Below are 15,179 nucleotides of genomic sequence, written 5' to 3' on the forward strand. Positions count from 1 at the left end.
CCGAACGTGCCCAGGACGGCGCTCATGGCCGCGCGATGCTGGCCGTGCCAACCACCGGCTGGATCAGCAGCGTCATCACGCGGCTCCAGCGCACGAGGTCGCGCGCGTCCACGTAGACCACGTCCTTGGGTTCCAGCTCGAAGCTTTCCGCGATGGCCAGCGCCACGGGCGAGGTGCCGTCCAGGTGATACACCTTGGGCTTGCCCTCGTTGGTCTTGCGGATCACGAAGATCTGCTCGGCGTTGGCCGACGCCGGGTTCACGCCGCCGGCATCGCCAAGCGCCTCGTTGAGCGTCATGCGGCCGTTGCGCATCAGCAGTGACGACGGCTTGACCACTTCGCCGGTGACGAAGATCTTGCTGTCCTCGCGCTGTTCCACGCGCACGATGTCGCCCGAGCGCAGCAGGATGCGCGACGGGTCGGTGCCCTTGGCCAGCAGCGCCGGGATGTTCACGTACCAGCTGCGCTCGCCGCGCGTGACGCGCACGCGGCTGTTGTCGCCGGTCAGGTTCAGCACGCCACCGGCGCGGTTCAGCGCCTCGACCAGCGTCATCGGCGCATCGTCGATGGCCAGCATGCCCGGGGTCTTGACCTCGCCGTCGACGTACACGCGCTGGCTGCGGAAGCCCAGCACGCGCACCGTCATCTGCGGGTCGCGCACCACGCGCGACAGGATGCGCGCCATCTCGTCGCGCACCTCGTTGGCGGTCTTGCCGGCCACCTTCATCACGCCCGCGTACGGAAACTGGATGTCGCCGGCGGGGCTGACCACGTAGCCCGGCATGTTGGAGCCGCCGCTGGAGGTGGGAATCTCGAAGGCGGCGCCGATGCTGTACGTCTGCGTCGGGAACACGAGTTCGGGGTGGTCCCAGACCACCACGGAGATGATGTCACCCGGGCCGATGCGGTACGGCGAGGGCGTGGCGAACAGTTCCTCCACGCCGGAATTGGCCGGCTTGGCCCGGGTCTGCTGCTCGCGCACCAGCTCCAGCGTGATTGGCGTGACATCGGGCATCGAGTCGGGGCTCACGGCGCTGACCGGGGCGTTGGCACTGAACTGCATGCCCGGCGCCGCGGCGCAGGCGCCCAGCAGCAGGGCGGCACCCGCGGACGCCAGCATGGCGCCCAGCGAGCGGAGGGATCGGGCGTCGCACCGGCGTGCGGTGCGGTTCTGGCTTGTATTCACGGCGTACTCTCCCCAGTCGGTGAAATGGGACACGGCATCGCTGTCTTCCGCGACTGAATGCATCGTAGGAGTCTGCAAAGTGCACTATCGGTGCGCTCTCGCACATTGATGCCGGGGGGCCCCCGGATAACGTTGCGTATCGCACCGAACGCGCGCTGCAGTGCCGCATATCGTCGGTCCTGCCGGCACGGTGCCGGCCCATGCCAGGGCGTTCCGGGCAAACCACGGGAGAACAAGATGAGGGGCGTGATCATCAATGCCGACGACTTCGGCTACGACGACGATACCTTTCGCGCGACGGTGGCCTGCTTCGATGCCGGCCTGCTGACCAGCGCCACGATCCTGGCCGGGCGGCCGGCCACCGCACAGGCGTGCCGCTACGCGCGCGACCACGCCAGGCGCTTTTCCTTCGGGCTGCACTTCAACATCGTGGAAGGCTGGCGGCCGCAGGGGGCGTCGGCCACGCTGTGCCGCAAGGACGGCTCGCTGTTCCCGCCGAAGATCCAGCGCGCGCGGGCCATGGCCGGGCTGATCGATGCCGCCGACATCCGGCGCGAGTTCCGGATGCAGCTGGAGGAAGTGCGCGACCAGGGCGTGGACGTGTCCCACGTGGACGGCCACGGCCACATGCACAAATACCCGGCCATCATGCGCGTGCTGCGCGAGGAAATGCTGCGCGCCGGCATCACGCGCGTGCGCCGGCCCCAGAACTGCTATTTCATGAAGAACCACGTGCGCGGCGCGATGAACGTGCTGCTGCTGCGTCACTTCGGCGGGCTGCGCAGCCCGGACTTCTACGTCGGCGCCGACACGCGCCAGCGCGGCTGGGCGCTGCAGCTGCCGGCCATCCTGCCCGAGGGCGTGACCGAGATGTCGGTGCATCCGGGCTACACCGAGACCTGGCGCCAGGAAGAAGGCGCGCCGCTGATGGAGCCCGAGCCGCTGGGCACGGTGCTCAAGCAGGCCGGCATCGTGCTGATGCGCTATCACGACATCTGAGGGGGCAGGCCGGCGGGGCCGGCGTGCGGAAGGCATCAGCCGGCGGCCCAGGGCCGCCGGTGTGCTTCATGCCGGCGTCAGCCGCCGGTGCCGGCGATGGCCGCCACGGTGCGGTCCAGCACCGCTTCCATCCGGCGGCGCTCGGCCCGGAAGTGATCCAGCAGCGCCGCCTTCTGGTCGTCGGCCAGCCCGTCGGGCGACGTCCGGTTGCGTAGCCACGCAATCGCGTACTCGGCAAAGTCGGCGTCGCGCGGCACCAGCACGCCGTTGTGCGCGTCGATCATCGAGCCGATGCAGCCGCGGTCATGGGCGATGGTCGGCACGCCGTGGCTGTGGGCTTCCAGCAGGATCAGCGGCGCGGCCTCGTTGTGGTAGGTGGTGGGAAACAGCAGCACGTCGATGTCGCGGAAGAAATCCTCCTTCTGCTGGCCGTGCACGGGCCCCAGGTAGCGCACGCACGGCGTGCGCGCCAGTTCGGCGTCGAAGCGGGCGCGGATGTCGGCCGCCACTGGCCCGGCAATGCGCGCGCAGACCGGGATGCCGATCTCCTGCGCCAGCCGCACCGTCTCGAAGAACGTGAAGATGCCCTTGGCCGCCGTGATGTTCGACAGGAAGCCGACGTTGACCGATGCGCGGGGCGGGGTCTCGGCCGCCGGCGCCGTGCCCGGCAGGTCGATCAGGCTCAGGTTCGACAGCACCTGCACGTTGGCCGGCGCCAGCCCGTAGATGCGCGACAGCTCGGCGCCCATCAGCTCGCACAGCACCAGGTGCCGGCCACGCGGCGCGCAACGCATGATCAGCCGCGTGTACCACGTGGGCTGGTTGATGTAGGCGAAGCTGTGGTGATGGAAGTAGACCGCCATGCCGGCGCGGTGCGCCAGCGCCACGAACGGTGCATCGAGCAGTTGCCCGAAGCCGCCGGACAGGCCCAGGTACAGCGTGTGCGGCCGGTCCTTGGCCAGCAGCCGGCCCATGCGCCAGAGCTGGCGCGCACGGTTGGCCAGCGCCTGCACCCCGGCCAGCCGGCCCGACGTGCGCCGGGCCACGTCCAGCACCACCACGGGCGCGCGTTCGCGGATGCGGTCGAGCATGCGCTGGTTCGATGCCGAGAAGCCGTTGTGCGGCGGGGGCAGCGGCCCCAGGAACACCACCGGCCGCGCCAGCGCCGCCGGCGTGCCGGCGGTTTCGTGGCGGTGCAGCGGCGCGGCGGGCGAGCCGCTGTCGGCGGGCTGCTTGGCGATGGGGCCGAAAGCGCTGGGTACGGTCATGCTCGTGCGTCCTCAAGGATCTTCAGGCAGCCTTCCATGATCGACCGGCCGGCACACGCGGGCGTGTACTGGGCGGCCACGTCAAGGCAGTGCTGCATCGTGGCGCCGACGTCGGCAAAGGTCTGCCTGGCCTGCAACAGCGCGCGGGTCAGGTCCGCCACGTCGCGCGTGGCGAACGTGTGGCCCGTGACGCCTTCCTGCACCAGTTCGGGAATGCAGCCACAGCAGTCGCTGGCCACGATGGGGCAGCCGTAGCTGAGCGCCTCGTTCACCACCAGCCCCCACGCCTCGGTGTGGCTCGGCAGCACCAGGCAGGTCGCCCTGGCGTACTGCTGCGCGAGCTGGTCGATATCCATCGCACCCAGAAACTGCACCGCGCCGCCCAGGCCCAGCGATTCGGCCAGTTGCGGTAGCTGCTCGGATTCCACCAGCGGCCCGGCCAGCACCAGCGTGGCCGACGGCTGCTGCCGGCGCACGTCGACGAAGGCGCGCAGCAAGTCCTCGATGCCCTTGGCGCGGCACACCAGCCCGACGAACAGGTAGCGCGGCGCGTCGGGCGGCGCGGCATTGGCCAGCCGCATGCTGGCGGCCGTCTGCGCGCTGTACGTGTGCGGCAGCGCCGCCGCCTGGCAGCGATAGACGATGCGCGCTGGGTCCGCGCCCATGGCGATCACGTACTCGGCCGAGCGCTGGCCGTAGACGAAGATGCCGTCGCACTGGCGGAAGAAGAAGCGCTTGAGCCGCCGCTTGAACGGGCGGTCGGCCTGGTCGCGCATGGTGGAGTCGCAAAACACGCCGCGGCGCTTGCCGGTCAGCATGCAGGCGGCCAGCATGGCCCAGAACTCCACGCGGTGGTAGCCCGGCATCACGATCAGCCGGCTGCGCGAGCGGAACACCTGCTGCATCAGCCGCAGCGACACCTTCCACGCGGGAATGGTCTCGTAGGGTGCGTCGAACAGGATCTGGTACGGATAGCGGTGGTAGCTGGTGTCCACGCCGCTGTACGCGGAGCGCCCGTAGCCGGTGGCGGAGATGTGGAAGAAGCGCACGTCCTGCCCGTGGCCGCGGGCGTGCGAGAACGCTTCGGTGAAGACGGCACCCTTGTACTTGGGCCATAGCATGTTGTGGTAGATGTCGATCATCGTCAGTCCCTGGGCTGCGAAAGGGCCCGGCGGCCGTCTAGTTGGCGTGGAGGACATCCACGTCGAGCGGTGCTCGGGCGGAAAGCGGCGACGGTGCGGCGTGCGGCGCGGCATCGTCGAGTCGGGGGCGCAGCGGGCGGCAGGGGCTGCCCATGCAGACCATGCCGGCAGGCATGTCGCGGAACACCGCGCTGCGGGCACCGATCACGGCGCCGGGGCCGATCGTGACGCCGGGCGCCACGAACGAGTGGCTGGCCACCCAGGCTTCGTCGCCGATGCGGATGGGACGGCCGCGGATGGCAAAGTCGCTGCGGCGGTAATCATGGTCGCCCGCGCACAGGTAGGTGAACTGGGACACCACGGCATGGTTGCCGATCTCGATCTCGGCCAGGCTGTACAGCTCGGCGCCGTCGCCAATCCACGCGTAGTCGCCGATGCGTACCTTCCACGGGTACGTCACGCGCACGCTGGGGCGGATGACTACGTCGCGGCCCACCTGCGCGCCAAAGCAGCGCAGCAGCCAGCGCCGGAAGCCGTTGGCAAACTGCGGCGAGCGGTGGAAGAACAGGCTCTGGACGCACCACCAGAGCTGCACGGCCACGGCAGACCGGCCGCGGAAGTTCGACGGCATCCTGAAGCTCGACAGATCCTGGAACATGTTGCGGCTCCTTCAACCGGCCAGGCCGGGGGGCGATACCCTGATCGTGACGCTGCATTGCCGCATCGACCGTACGGCAGCCCACAAACGTGCGGACGGCGCGCTAGTCGCCCGCGTAGTCGGCCGTGGCCGGCGCGCTGAGCGGCGTCTCCGCGTGCAGCCGGATCAGCGTGGCCTCGAAGGTGCCCAGCACGGCGTCGCGGTCCAGGTGGCCTTCGGCCCATGCCTTGCCGGCGGCGCCGAGCGCGTGGCCGCGCTGCGGATCGTCGGCCAGTTCCACGATGGCGTCGGCCAGCGCGGCGCTGTCGCCGGGCTCCACCACGATGCCGCACTGCATGACGAGCTTGCCCAGCTCGGTGGCTGGCGCCGCCGTGGCCACCACGGGCTTGCCGCTGGCCAGCATGGCCGCGAGCTTGGACGGCAGGACCAGGTCGGCCGCGTCGGCGCGCTGGGGCATCAGGTGGATGTCGGCACTGGCCAGCAGCGCCGAGAAATCCTCCCACGGCTGCAGCGGCAGGAAATGGATGCGCGACAGGCCCGCGCAGCGCGCGCGCAGGTCCGGCACGCCGGCGCCGGCGCCGCAGAACACGAAATGCAGGTCCTGGCGGTCGCGCAGCCGGTGCGCGGCCTCGGCCAGGATCTCGATGCCCTGCTTGGCGCCGATCGTGCCCGAGTACAGCGCCACGACCGCATCGGCCGGGATGCCAAGCTGCTGGCGGTAGTCGGCGTTGCTGCGCCGGGCCAGGCCCTGCAGGTCCACCCAGTTCGGCAGCATGGTCAGGTGGGCGTCGCTGGCACCCTTGCGGCGGGCCAGCGCCACCATCGCGTTGGAGATCGACGAGACATGGTCGAAGCGCGTCAGCACGAAGCGCTCCAGCGCATTGGCCATGCGGCGCAGCAAGCGGCCCTTGAGCAGGCCAAGCTCGAACGCGGCGTCGATCTCGTAGTCATGGATGTGCAGCCACGCCTTGGCACCGGTGGCGCGCGCGAACAGCAGCGCGGCCGGGCTGCAGAACAGCGGCGGCTCGACGATGAACACCACGTCCGGGCGCCATTTCACCTGCCGCGCCAGCCAGACCATGCTGGTCAGCGCGAACGACGCCAGGTGGATGATGCGGCGCAGCCCGGTGGGGCGCTCCGGCACCCACAGCGGCGCGCGCATGACGTCCACGCCGTTGCGCATCTCGCGCCGGAAACGCAGGCCGCGATAGGCCGGGTCGACCTTCCAGGCCGGGTAGTACGGCGGCGCGGTAATCACGCGCACGTCATAGCCCTTGGCGGCCAGCCATTCCGCCTGCTCGCCGGTGTACTTGCCGATGCCGGTGAGTTCGGGCGCATAGTTGAGGCAATAAAGCAGGATCTTCATCTTGTTGTTCCGTCCTGGCGCCGGTCTGGCGGATGTTCGGGGCACGGCGTGGGCCGCCGCGCACGCGGTCAGCCTCAGACGGAGTCTACGAACGCCCGGGCCGGCGCTATGTTCGAGGCCGCACGCTTTGCCGCTGTGCACCATCCTGTGGGGCACCGAACAGAGATCGGGGGGGTACGCGCCTACGCTCCACTACGGCGGGACGTCCCTTCGTTGCGGCGGCCCCCGGCCGTGTGCGCCATGGGGCGCGCGGCCCGGCTTGCAACGGCTTTTCTGGAGGCGTGCGTGACAACGACAAAAGGCGGGCTGCTCGGCAGCGATACCGAGGTGGCCGTGGCGCCGGCGGGGTTTGGGACGCAGGACCACGGCGCGGCGGAACGCGCCAGCCAGGCCACCCGCGCGCTGCGGCTGGCCGTGGCCAGCTCGATGGTGTCCAAGGCGTGCAGCATCGGCCTGCAGGTAGTCAGCATTCCGCTGTTCGCCCGTGTGCTGTCCACCGACGACTTCAGCGCGATGATGGTCTACTTCGGCATCTCGGCCTGGCTGTCGCTGGTGGCGATCGGGGTCTGGCCGACCATCACGTCGATCGCGGCCGACGACAAGAAGTCCGGCCTGCTGCCGGGCGTGCTGGCGGTGTCGCTGGGCGGGCTGTCGGCGATCTTCGTCTCGGTGATCGTGCTGGTGCTGGTGCTGCGTCCGGTGCTGGAATCGAGCGGCGTGAACCTGTTCTCGGCCAGCCACTACGACCTGTTCCTGGCCGCGCTGGTCTGCTACGCGATGCTGACCGTGCTGTCCGTGGGCGAGGCCGTGAACCAGGGCCAGCACCGCCAGCACGTGAACAACCTGATCACGGCCGGCGGCAGCGTGCTGAACGTGGTGTTCATCCTGCTGGTGACGTTTGCGCGGCCGGAGGGCCAGGCGCACGTGGACGTGACGCTGCTGTTCATCGCCAGCCAGCTCGGGTTCATCCTGCTGCGCGTGTTCAACATGGCCGGCGTGCTGGTGCGCGTGGGCCGCCCGCATGCATTCCCGGGCATGGCGTTCGCGCGCGAACTGGCACGCAACACGCGCGCGCTGGTGCAGGCGCAGCTTGCCGTGGCGTTCCTGCAGCAGGGCACGGTGCTGCTGTGCTACGAGATGGGCATGCCGCGCGACGCGGCGCTGCTGGCGCTGCTGTTCCGCGCCAACATGCTGCTGCACAGCCTGGTGTTCATGATCAACCAGCCGCTCTGGCCCATCATCCACCGCAACATGCTGGCCGGCGACTGGCCGTGGGTGTCGCGGACGTACCGCAAGCTCGCCACGTGCTACGTGGCCTACGGGCTGATGGCGGTGGCCGTGGCCACCGTGGCGGGCGGCGCGGCGGTGGCGCTGTGGACGGCCGGCGAGTACCCGATCTCCAACGGCCTGGCCACGCTGTGCGCGGTCTACTTTGCCGTGCTGGTCACGTCGCAGGCCAGCGCGCCGGTGCTGATGGGCGGGCAGGCGTTCGGCAGCCTGGGGAATATCGGCACGATGGAGTTCCTGGCCGCCACGGTCGGCTGCGTGGTGCTCTACCTGGCCCACGCGGTGAACTTCCCGAACATCGTCGTGGCGCTGATCGCGGCCAATGCGGTCACCGCGCTCTGGATGATGCCGACGCGCGCGCTGGGCCTGATCCGGCGCGGCGCGCTGGCGGGCAGCCACTAGCGGGCCTGCCCGGCGCCCCGGCGCCCCGCAACGAAGGGGGCGGGGCAACGGCCCGGCCCTTCCCCCGATCCACGTCCGCAGCGCCAGCCTTGCCGTCCGGCATCCCATCCGATTCCCTTTTCCGGTCCCCAAAGCAGAACGCCCCGCTTGCCGTGCGGCAAGCGGGGCGTTGTCGTGGCGCGGATATTCGCGCGGCGGTCTAGTGCGCGGGCCGGGCCGGGGCGGGACGCAGCGGCGGTGCCGCCGGCGCGCGGCGGGCGTGGCGGCTGCGCTTGCCGCGCACGAACCACGCGACGGTCAGGAAGGCCATGGCCGCGCCGCTGCCGTAGGCCATGGCGATCATCAGCGCGCCCCGCAGGGCAAAGATCAGGAACAGCGAGAAGTAGATGCTGGCGGGCCGGGCCACCGGGTTGTCGCCGTGGAACAGGCGGTCCAGCAGGCGTACCACCCAGGCCAGCGCCACCGCATAGGCGATCACGCCGGGCACGAGGAAGTCGATATAGGCTTCCGCGATCAGCGGCGCCGACAGGTTGTCGAAATCGAGCTTGTAGTAGGCCATCAGGAACTGGCCGATGTCGATGCCCGTGGCGTGCGGCTTGTTCTCCCACAGCGTGTGCGGCACGAAGAACAGCAGGCTGCCCATCAGCTGCTGGCCGTAGTGCGCGCCGTCGCGGCTGACCATCTCCAGCACCGTGCAGATGTTGGCCCACGCGTCGTAGTGCAGGTCCAGGAAATGCTCGAAGTAGAGCCAGGGGTCCAGCACGTCGGTGGGGTGCCAGGCGGTCAGGTCCACGTGCGTGAAGACCGACAGCAGCGGAAAGAACACGCCCGTCATCAGCAGCAGCGTGGCGGCCTGGCGGCGCGACGTGCGCGAGAACCAGGGCACCATCAGCAGCACCAGCGTCAGGTAGACCGGGCCGATGGCGTTGCGCTTCTCGATCAGCGGGTTCTGCGCAAACAGCACGCAGACCAGCAGGAACAGCGCCACCATCAGCCAGAACGGCTGGCGCAGCAGCTTCATGCCCTTGACGTTGACCAGCATCAGGAGCATCGGCACCGGCAGGAAGCACAGGTACTTCTGCTGCAGCAGGTACTGCGGCGTGACCTCGATGATCTCGGCCTGCGCGCGCAGGTCGATCGACTGCCACGACAGCGCGGCGGCCAGCCCCGCGATGCCCACCATGACGAATGCCCGCGGCACGGTCAGCCGTGGCGCGGGGCGGGGCGGGGCGGCGTGGGGGCGTCGGTTCGGTGGCCGGTGGCGGTCATGCCGGCCAATGTAGCCGCGCATGCCCACGTAGACCATGATGAACAGCGTGCACAGCAGGTTGGTGGCCACGGCGGGCGCCTCTTCCAGCGTGGCGGTGTTCACCATCACGCCGTCGAAGTAGGCGCGCTGCACCACCGGCGCCACCACCAGGAACAGGATCTCGAACAGCAGCACCCCGGCATCCGCAAGCGACGGATGCCGTTCGCGCCCGTGCACGAACCAGTGCATGACGACCGTCGCGGTCAGCAGCACGGTGGATAGCAGCAGCATCGGCGAATCGATATGCGAGACGACGTGGCAGTACCCGACGATCGCAAACAGTGATGCCGCCAGCAGCATGTCCCAGAGGGACCCGGCCGACAGTCGCATGGTAGGTCTCCTACGCGTGGGTTTCCACGGCGTGCGGCTTGATGTCCCGGCTCAGCCGCCCGCTGGACATGGCGTCCTGGTAGGCGATCTGCAGGCCCGATTCCAGCGCCACCAGCGGACGCCAGCCCGTGCCGTTGATCACGCTGCTGTCCAGCCGCTTGCGCGGCGTGCCGTCCGGGCGCGACGTATCGAAGCGGATGCTGCCTTCGAAGCCCACCACCTTGGCCACCAGCAGCGCCAGGTCGCGGATCGACACTTCCTCGTCGGTGCCCACGTTGAGAAAGCCGGCCGCGCCCACATGCTGCCGGTAGGTCTGCGACGGCAGGTTCATCACGTGGACGCAGGCGCGCGCCAGGTCGTCGGCGTACAGGAATTCGCGCATCGGCGTGCCCGAGCCCCAGATGGTCACGTCGGGCGCGTTGGTCAGCTTGGCCTCGTGGAAGCGGCGGATCAGCGCCGGGATCACGTGGCTGTTCTCGGGGTGGTAGTTGTCGCCCGGCCCGTAGAGGTTGGTTGGCATCACGCAGCGGTAGTCGGCCCCGTACTGGCGGTTGTAGCTCTCGCAGAGCATCATGCCGGCGATCTTGGCGATGGCGTAGGGCGCGTTGGTGGGCTCCAGCGCGCCGCTCAGCAGGGCGGATTCCCGGATCGGCTGCGGCGCCAGCTTCGGGTAGATGCAGCTCGACCCCAGGAACAGCAGGCGCTGCACGCCGCCGTTCCAGGCTTCGTGGATCACGTTGGCCGCGATCATCAGGTTCTGCTGGATGAACTCGGCCGGGTAGGTGTCGTTGGCGTGGATGCCGCCCACGCGCGCGGCGGCCAGGTAGACCTGCGAGATGCGCTCCGTCGCAAAGAAGTAGCGCACTTCGTGCTGGTCCGTCAGGTCCAGGTCGGCATGGGTGCGGCAGACCAGTTCCACGTCGTCGCGCGTGGAGAGTGCCCGTGCAATGGCGGAGCCAACCATGCCCCGATGACCCGCGACGAAGATGCGTTGTAGTTGTCTATTCATGGTAGTCGTATGTCCGGAAGCCTGCCATCTTGACCAGCGCGTCGCGGCGGGCCGACAGGAAGTCCGCCTCGATCATCTCGTTGACCAGTTCCGTGAAGCTGATGCGCGGCGTCCAGCCCAGCTTCTCGCGCGCCCGGGTGGCATCGCCGAGCAGCGTTTCCACCTCGGTCGGGCGGAAGCAGCGCGGGTCCACCCGCACGATCACGTCGCCCACCTTGCAGCGCGACGACAGCTGGCGGCCATCGGCACGGATCTCGGAGATGATGCCCACCTCGTCCACGCCGCTGCCCTCGAACGTCACGGTGATGCCCAGCCGCTGGGCGGCGGCGGCCACGAATTCCCGCACGCTGTGCTGCTCGCCGGTGGCGATGACAAAGTCCTCGGCCACGTTCTGCTGCAGCATGAGCCACTGCATTTCCACGTAGTCGCGGGCATGGCCCCAGTCGCGCAGCGCGGACAGGTTGCCCAGGTACAGCGTCTCCTGCAGCCCCAGCGCGATGCGGGCAATGGCGCGCGTGATCTTGCGCGTGACGAAGGTCTCGCCGCGCACCGGGCTCTCGTGGTTGAACAGGATGCCGTTGCATGCGTACATGCCATAGGCCTCGCGGTAGTTCACCGTGATCCAGTAGGCGTAGAGCTTGGCCGCGGCGTACGGGCTGCGCGGATAGAACGGCGTGGTTTCCTTCTGCGGGATTTCCTGCACCAGACCGTACAGCTCGGACGTCGACGCCTGGTAGAAGCGCGTGTCCTTTTCCAGCCCCAGGATGCGCATCGCCTCCAGCAGGCGCAGCGTGCCCACCGCGTCGGTGTTGGCGGTGTACTCGGGCTCCTCGAACGACACCTGCACGTGGCTCTGCGCGGCCAGGTTGTAGATCTCGTCCGGCTGGGACTGCTGCACCACGCGCACCAGGCTTGCGGTGTCGGTCATGTCGCCATGGTGCAGGATCAGCCGGCGGTCGTCGGCCTGCGGGTCCTGGTACAGGTGGTCGATCCGCTCGGTGTTGAACAGCGAGCTGCGCCGCTTGATGCCATGGACCTCGTAGCCCTTTGCCAGCAGGAACTCCGTCAGGTACGACCCGTCCTGCCCGGTGATGCCCGTGATCAAGGCGCGCCTTGTCCCGTTGCGTCCGCGCGGCGACGGTGCCCGGTCGGGCGTCTGTTCCTTGTCGGTTGCGAGTTTGTCCAGATCGATTGCGCCCATGGCCGTCACATGTTGGTTGCCGATGGGGATGACTGTATTGAGCGTGCCGGGGGGCCACTGTCTGCTATCCCACACAGTGGGGCGTGCCCGTCATCCGGATGGGATGAGGCCCGAAAAGCAAATCGGGCGCCGGCCCGGAAAGGCGGCGCCCGATGGCGTCCTGCAAGGCCGCTGGCGCGGCTCAGACGACCGGCATGCCGGCGTCGTAGGTGGGGTCGTCGCGGCGGGCAAACGCGCGGCGGGCGGCGCCGTCGCGGGCGGCGTGCTCGTCGCCGTTGACCCATTCCAGCGTGGCGCCGCGCTGCAGCGCCGCGTACACGGCCTCGCCCTTGTTGCGGACCTTGAGGCGCTGGTAGAGCGTGCAGGCATGGCTCTTCACGGTGGCCACCGAGATATTGAGCATGCGGCTGACGGTCTTGATCGGATAGCCCCGGGCCAGCAGCACCAGCACTTCATACTGGCGCGGCGTGATCTTGAGCATTTCCGCCTCGTCGTAGCTGGGCTCCTCCTCGGCCATCGGGATGGCCGTCACCGGCAGGGCGGACGTCGACGCGATGGGCTGGCCGGGCCGCAGGCTGGTCAGGTCGCGCACCGCCACGGCGGCACGCATGGCGCTGGCGCAGGCGGATGGCGACGCCGGGTCCTGCGGCATGGCCGCCGACAGCGGCAGCGGGGCCGCCGAAGCCAGCGACGTGGCCGCCGGCATGGCCGAGCGCGACGCCACCGGCGTGGCCACGGCCTCGCCCGCGAACATCAGCCCTTGCACGCTGGAGATGGCCAGCCGGATGGCGGCCTCGATCACCGCCAGCGAGGCCGATTTCGGCAGGCAGCCGCAGATGCCGCGCGCGGCGTCGGCGGATGGCACATGCAGGGGCAGGGTATCGGCCAGCAGCAGGATGCGTTGCGGCGCCAGCCGCTCGCGTGCCTGTTCCAGCTGTTCCCAGCCGGTGGCCTCGTCGGCCGGCATGCCGAAGACCAGCAGGTCGGCGTTTCGGTGTGGTGCGTCCAGGCGGTTGATGTCGGCCGGCGCCAGCGCCAGCACGTGTCCGGATTCCTGGATGGTTTCGAGCATCTGCAGCAGCCCGAGCCGGAGCAACGGATGCTCCTCGATCAGCAAGGCGTTCATTCTTCTTGACTCCCCGTTTATGGGTGAGATGCGGGACGCTTTGCGTGAGGGAAGTCCACCGCTGGCCGTTGCGGCCACCAATTGATGCGCCGCCTGCTTCAGCTGCAACCCCGTGCTTCCGTGTCAGTCGATGCCCGCTTGTAAGATGGGCTTGTCCGCGCGACCGGAAGGATGACCCGTACCCTAACCCGAAAGAAAATCTCGCTCCTAAATCGAAACTTAAATTCATCTTATGGGCTGGTCGGAACGAATGCAAGCAGGCTGATCGGGGTGGAAGCCACGGTGTAATGCGTTCCCCCACTTAATCCATTGACCGGGTCGTGCATTTGGCTGGAGAAGTAATTGCAACGCCATGTCGTTGGTACCGGCAGGGGGGTTACACGGTTGATACAGCAAGGCTGGCGGTTGTTTCACGCATGCAACCGAATCGAATGAAAATAGCCGGACGAATATCAAAAACTAACCCGCATGGGGGGTGTGGCATTAACGAAAATCGTGTGCGGTGGCCCATTACTGAAACCGATTCAAAATATTCCGCGTGTCAGTATTTACGGGTGCGACCTTGGTGGGGGTTCTGGCGGACTAGTGCAAAAGGATGACGTCCGGGTCGTGCGTCGGCAGGAAAGAAAAATGGGTTGTACCGTCGTCGTCGCCCGGCCTGCTACCGACCGCCGAAGGAGGCCGGCGGGGCCCGCAAAAGGCAGCGGGCCGGTCCCCATGCCCGTGGGTCCGGCCCGCCTTTGCCTGTTGCGATGCGCGCGGCGCGTGCCCCCGGCCGGGAGCAAGCGCTGACCTGCCGTCGGCGCCTTATCGCCAGTAGCCGGGGCGCTGGTACCAGCCGTGCGGGCCGCGGACCCAGCGGTCCGGGACGTAGCGATGGCCCGGACGTTCCGCCTGCCAGTAGCCGCCGCGCCACGCGTAGTTGCCGCGCGCACGGTCGTAGTGGCCCGGTACCCATACCTTTCCGGGGCGCGGCGCCGGCCGGACCTCGTGGCGCGGCGGCGGGGGCGCGTTCCGGTAGTAGCCGTCATGCGCCTGCGCGGCGGGCGACAGCAGGCCAAAGATGCCGCCCGTGGCAAGGACGGTTGCAGCAAGCAGGATCTGGCGTTTCATGGGTTTCTCCTTGATTCGGCGGCAGCCGGAATGTCGATGTTCGGTCCGTGGCCGGCTCAGTAGCGGCCGCCGCGGTAGTAGTCGTGGTGGTAGTGGCCACCGCGCGGGGGCACCACGATGCAGGCCGACAGCAGGGCACTGGTGGTGGCCAGCAGAAGGGCCAGGGCGATTGCGCGTTTCATGTGGACTCCATATCCGGTTCGCGTTGAACACGGCTTCACTCTAGCGGCGCACACCGCGCCAACACGGTTGCACTTGTAAGGCTGTCTCACATGGACGCGCGCGCCGACCCGCCCGCCGCCGCGCTGGACGGCCACCCGCCAGCCCATATGCCACAAGGTGCGCCGGGAATGTGACGCAGGCGCGCCGGCGATCTCTGACCTGTCAGCGGCAAGTAATGTGGCGTTACATCGGAAATGTCTGGCGTAAAGGTTCGGCCATGCGTCCGACGGCGCCCGCCTGCCGGCAATCCCTGTCATCGCCGCCGCCCGGTGCCACGTTGTGCGCAGAAACGGGTACGCTTCAAGACGTGGCATGCGGGCGCAGCCGCCCCGTCGCGGTGCGTTGCCGATGGCACGAAGCTTGCGCAATGCTTGTCGCCGTATTCCCTGAGGGAGGACGTCATGCCGGTCATGTTCATCGTGCTGGTACTGCAGGCGCTGGAAGGCTTGAGCCCTTTCGCCGTGCCCCAGTTCGCGCGTGCGCACCTCGACGGCGGTCCCGTCGATGCCGTGGCGGTCATCGAGCGGACACAGTCACCCTAGCCAGCCTGCCGGCCACGTC

At 68.7% G+C, this 15,179-nt stretch carries 14 protein-coding genes; 3 read left to right on the forward strand and 11 right to left on the reverse strand.

Features of this window, described 5'->3' with window-relative positions:
• Nucleotides 1-22 precede the first annotated feature (22 nt).
• Nucleotides 23-1,120 (reverse strand): polysaccharide biosynthesis/export family protein, encoded by a 1,098-nt coding sequence (locus EPAKOI_RS16810; protein WP_124686724.1) that lies wholly within the window; start codon nucleotides 1,118-1,120, stop codon nucleotides 23-25.
• A 303-nt stretch (nucleotides 1,121-1,423) separates the two neighbouring features.
• Between EPAKOI_RS16810 and EPAKOI_RS16815 the strand changes: the two genes are divergently transcribed.
• Nucleotides 1,424-2,185: a ChbG/HpnK family deacetylase gene (locus EPAKOI_RS16815; protein WP_124685813.1), complete on the forward strand. Its 762-nt coding sequence runs from the start codon at nucleotides 1,424-1,426 to the stop codon at nucleotides 2,183-2,185.
• A 77-nt stretch (nucleotides 2,186-2,262) separates the two neighbouring features.
• On the opposite strand, the gene EPAKOI_RS16820 is transcribed toward EPAKOI_RS16815, so the two are convergent.
• From EPAKOI_RS16820 to EPAKOI_RS16835, 4 genes are all read right to left on the reverse strand, one after another.
• The gene (locus EPAKOI_RS16820; protein WP_423194056.1) at nucleotides 2,263-3,453 is read right to left on the reverse strand and encodes a glycosyltransferase family 4 protein; all 1,191 of its coding nucleotides are present in this window, start codon (nucleotides 3,451-3,453) and stop codon (nucleotides 2,263-2,265) included.
• Nucleotides 3,450-4,595, reverse strand: a complete 1,146-nt coding sequence (locus EPAKOI_RS16825; RefSeq protein ID WP_313839346.1) for a glycosyltransferase — start codon at nucleotides 4,593-4,595, stop codon at nucleotides 3,450-3,452. Before EPAKOI_RS16825 ends, EPAKOI_RS16820 begins: the two co-directional genes overlap by 4 nt.
• Before the next feature lie 37 nt (nucleotides 4,596-4,632).
• On the reverse strand, nucleotides 4,633-5,253 hold the full coding sequence (locus tag EPAKOI_RS16830) for a putative colanic acid biosynthesis acetyltransferase (RefSeq protein WP_423194057.1): 621 nt from the start codon (nucleotides 5,251-5,253) through the stop codon (nucleotides 4,633-4,635).
• 103 nt (nucleotides 5,254-5,356) lie between these two features.
• Nucleotides 5,357-6,619, reverse strand: coding sequence for a glycosyltransferase WbuB (locus EPAKOI_RS16835; RefSeq protein ID WP_423194058.1), 1,263 nt, complete (start codon nucleotides 6,617-6,619; stop codon nucleotides 5,357-5,359).
• A gap of 285 nt (nucleotides 6,620-6,904) precedes the next feature.
• Here EPAKOI_RS16835 and EPAKOI_RS16840 point away from each other — a divergent pair, with 285 nt between their 5' ends.
• Nucleotides 6,905-8,308, forward strand: coding sequence for a hypothetical protein (locus tag EPAKOI_RS16840; RefSeq protein WP_423194059.1), 1,404 nt, complete (start codon nucleotides 6,905-6,907; stop codon nucleotides 8,306-8,308).
• A 199-nt stretch (nucleotides 8,309-8,507) separates the two neighbouring features.
• Here EPAKOI_RS16840 and EPAKOI_RS16845 read toward each other — a convergent pair whose 3' ends face one another.
• From EPAKOI_RS16845 to EPAKOI_RS16870, 6 genes are all read right to left on the reverse strand, one after another.
• Nucleotides 8,508-9,947: a hypothetical protein gene (locus EPAKOI_RS16845; RefSeq protein ID WP_313839338.1), complete on the reverse strand. Its 1,440-nt coding sequence runs from the start codon at nucleotides 9,945-9,947 to the stop codon at nucleotides 8,508-8,510.
• Between the two features lie 10 nt (nucleotides 9,948-9,957).
• Complete coding sequence (locus EPAKOI_RS16850) at nucleotides 9,958-10,956, reverse strand: GDP-L-fucose synthase family protein (protein ID WP_124685820.1); 999 nt, start codon at nucleotides 10,954-10,956, stop codon at nucleotides 9,958-9,960.
• A complete protein-coding gene (gene gmd, locus EPAKOI_RS16855) occupies nucleotides 10,949-12,157 on the reverse strand; it encodes a GDP-mannose 4,6-dehydratase (RefSeq protein WP_423194060.1) in 1,209 nt (402 codons plus the stop codon). The genes EPAKOI_RS16850 and gmd overlap by 8 nt, the downstream gene beginning before the upstream one ends.
• A 181-nt stretch (nucleotides 12,158-12,338) precedes the next feature.
• Nucleotides 12,339-13,283 (reverse strand): helix-turn-helix transcriptional regulator, encoded by a 945-nt coding sequence (locus EPAKOI_RS16860; RefSeq protein ID WP_124685822.1) that lies wholly within the window; start codon nucleotides 13,281-13,283, stop codon nucleotides 12,339-12,341.
• Between the two features lie 807 nt (nucleotides 13,284-14,090).
• Entirely contained in the window at nucleotides 14,091-14,396 is a 306-nt protein-coding gene (locus tag EPAKOI_RS16865) for a hypothetical protein (RefSeq protein WP_124685823.1), read from the reverse strand.
• Nucleotides 14,397-14,452: 56 nt separating this feature from the next.
• Complete coding sequence (locus EPAKOI_RS16870) at nucleotides 14,453-14,578, reverse strand: hypothetical protein (protein ID WP_301337494.1); 126 nt, start codon at nucleotides 14,576-14,578, stop codon at nucleotides 14,453-14,455.
• Nucleotides 14,579-15,019: 441 nt separating this feature from the next.
• Between EPAKOI_RS16870 and EPAKOI_RS16875 the strand changes: the two genes are divergently transcribed.
• Entirely contained in the window at nucleotides 15,020-15,160 is a 141-nt protein-coding gene (locus EPAKOI_RS16875; protein ID WP_172966125.1) for a hypothetical protein, read from the forward strand.
• Nucleotides 15,161-15,179: the final 19 nt, after the last annotated feature.

The sequence above is a fragment of the Cupriavidus sp. H18C2 genome (assembly GCF_049393795.1).
Lineage (GTDB): Bacteria > Pseudomonadota > Gammaproteobacteria > Burkholderiales > Burkholderiaceae > Cupriavidus > Cupriavidus pauculus_C.

Coding starts and splice junctions, on each gene's coding strand:
- EPAKOI_RS16810 (WP_124686724.1), bottom strand. CDS start 1,120: ATGCTGGCGTCCGCGGGTGCCGCCCTGCTGCTGGGCGCCTGCGCCGCG.
- EPAKOI_RS16815 (WP_124685813.1), top strand. CDS start 1,424: ATGAGGGGCGTGATCATCAATGCCGACGACTTCGGCTACGACGACGAT.
- EPAKOI_RS16820 (WP_423194056.1), bottom strand. CDS start 3,453: ATGACCGTACCCAGCGCTTTCGGCCCCATCGCCAAGCAGCCCGCCGAC.
- EPAKOI_RS16825 (WP_313839346.1), bottom strand. CDS start 4,595: ATGATCGACATCTACCACAACATGCTATGGCCCAAGTACAAGGGTGCC.
- EPAKOI_RS16830 (WP_423194057.1), bottom strand. CDS start 5,253: ATGTTCCAGGATCTGTCGAGCTTCAGGATGCCGTCGAACTTCCGCGGC.
- EPAKOI_RS16835 (WP_423194058.1), bottom strand. CDS start 6,619: ATGAAGATCCTGCTTTATTGCCTCAACTATGCGCCCGAACTCACCGGC.
- EPAKOI_RS16845 (WP_313839338.1), bottom strand. CDS start 9,947: ATGCGACTGTCGGCCGGGTCCCTCTGGGACATGCTGCTGGCGGCATCA.
- EPAKOI_RS16850 (WP_124685820.1), bottom strand. CDS start 10,956: ATGAATAGACAACTACAACGCATCTTCGTCGCGGGTCATCGGGGCATG.
- gmd (WP_423194060.1), bottom strand. CDS start 12,157: ATGGGCGCAATCGATCTGGACAAACTCGCAACCGACAAGGAACAGACG.
- EPAKOI_RS16860 (WP_124685822.1), bottom strand. CDS start 13,283: ATGAACGCCTTGCTGATCGAGGAGCATCCGTTGCTCCGGCTCGGGCTG.
- EPAKOI_RS16865 (WP_124685823.1), bottom strand. CDS start 14,396: ATGAAACGCCAGATCCTGCTTGCTGCAACCGTCCTTGCCACGGGCGGC.
- EPAKOI_RS16870 (WP_301337494.1), bottom strand. CDS start 14,578: ATGAAACGCGCAATCGCCCTGGCCCTTCTGCTGGCCACCACCAGTGCC.
- EPAKOI_RS16875 (WP_172966125.1), top strand. CDS start 15,020: ATGCCGGTCATGTTCATCGTGCTGGTACTGCAGGCGCTGGAAGGCTTG.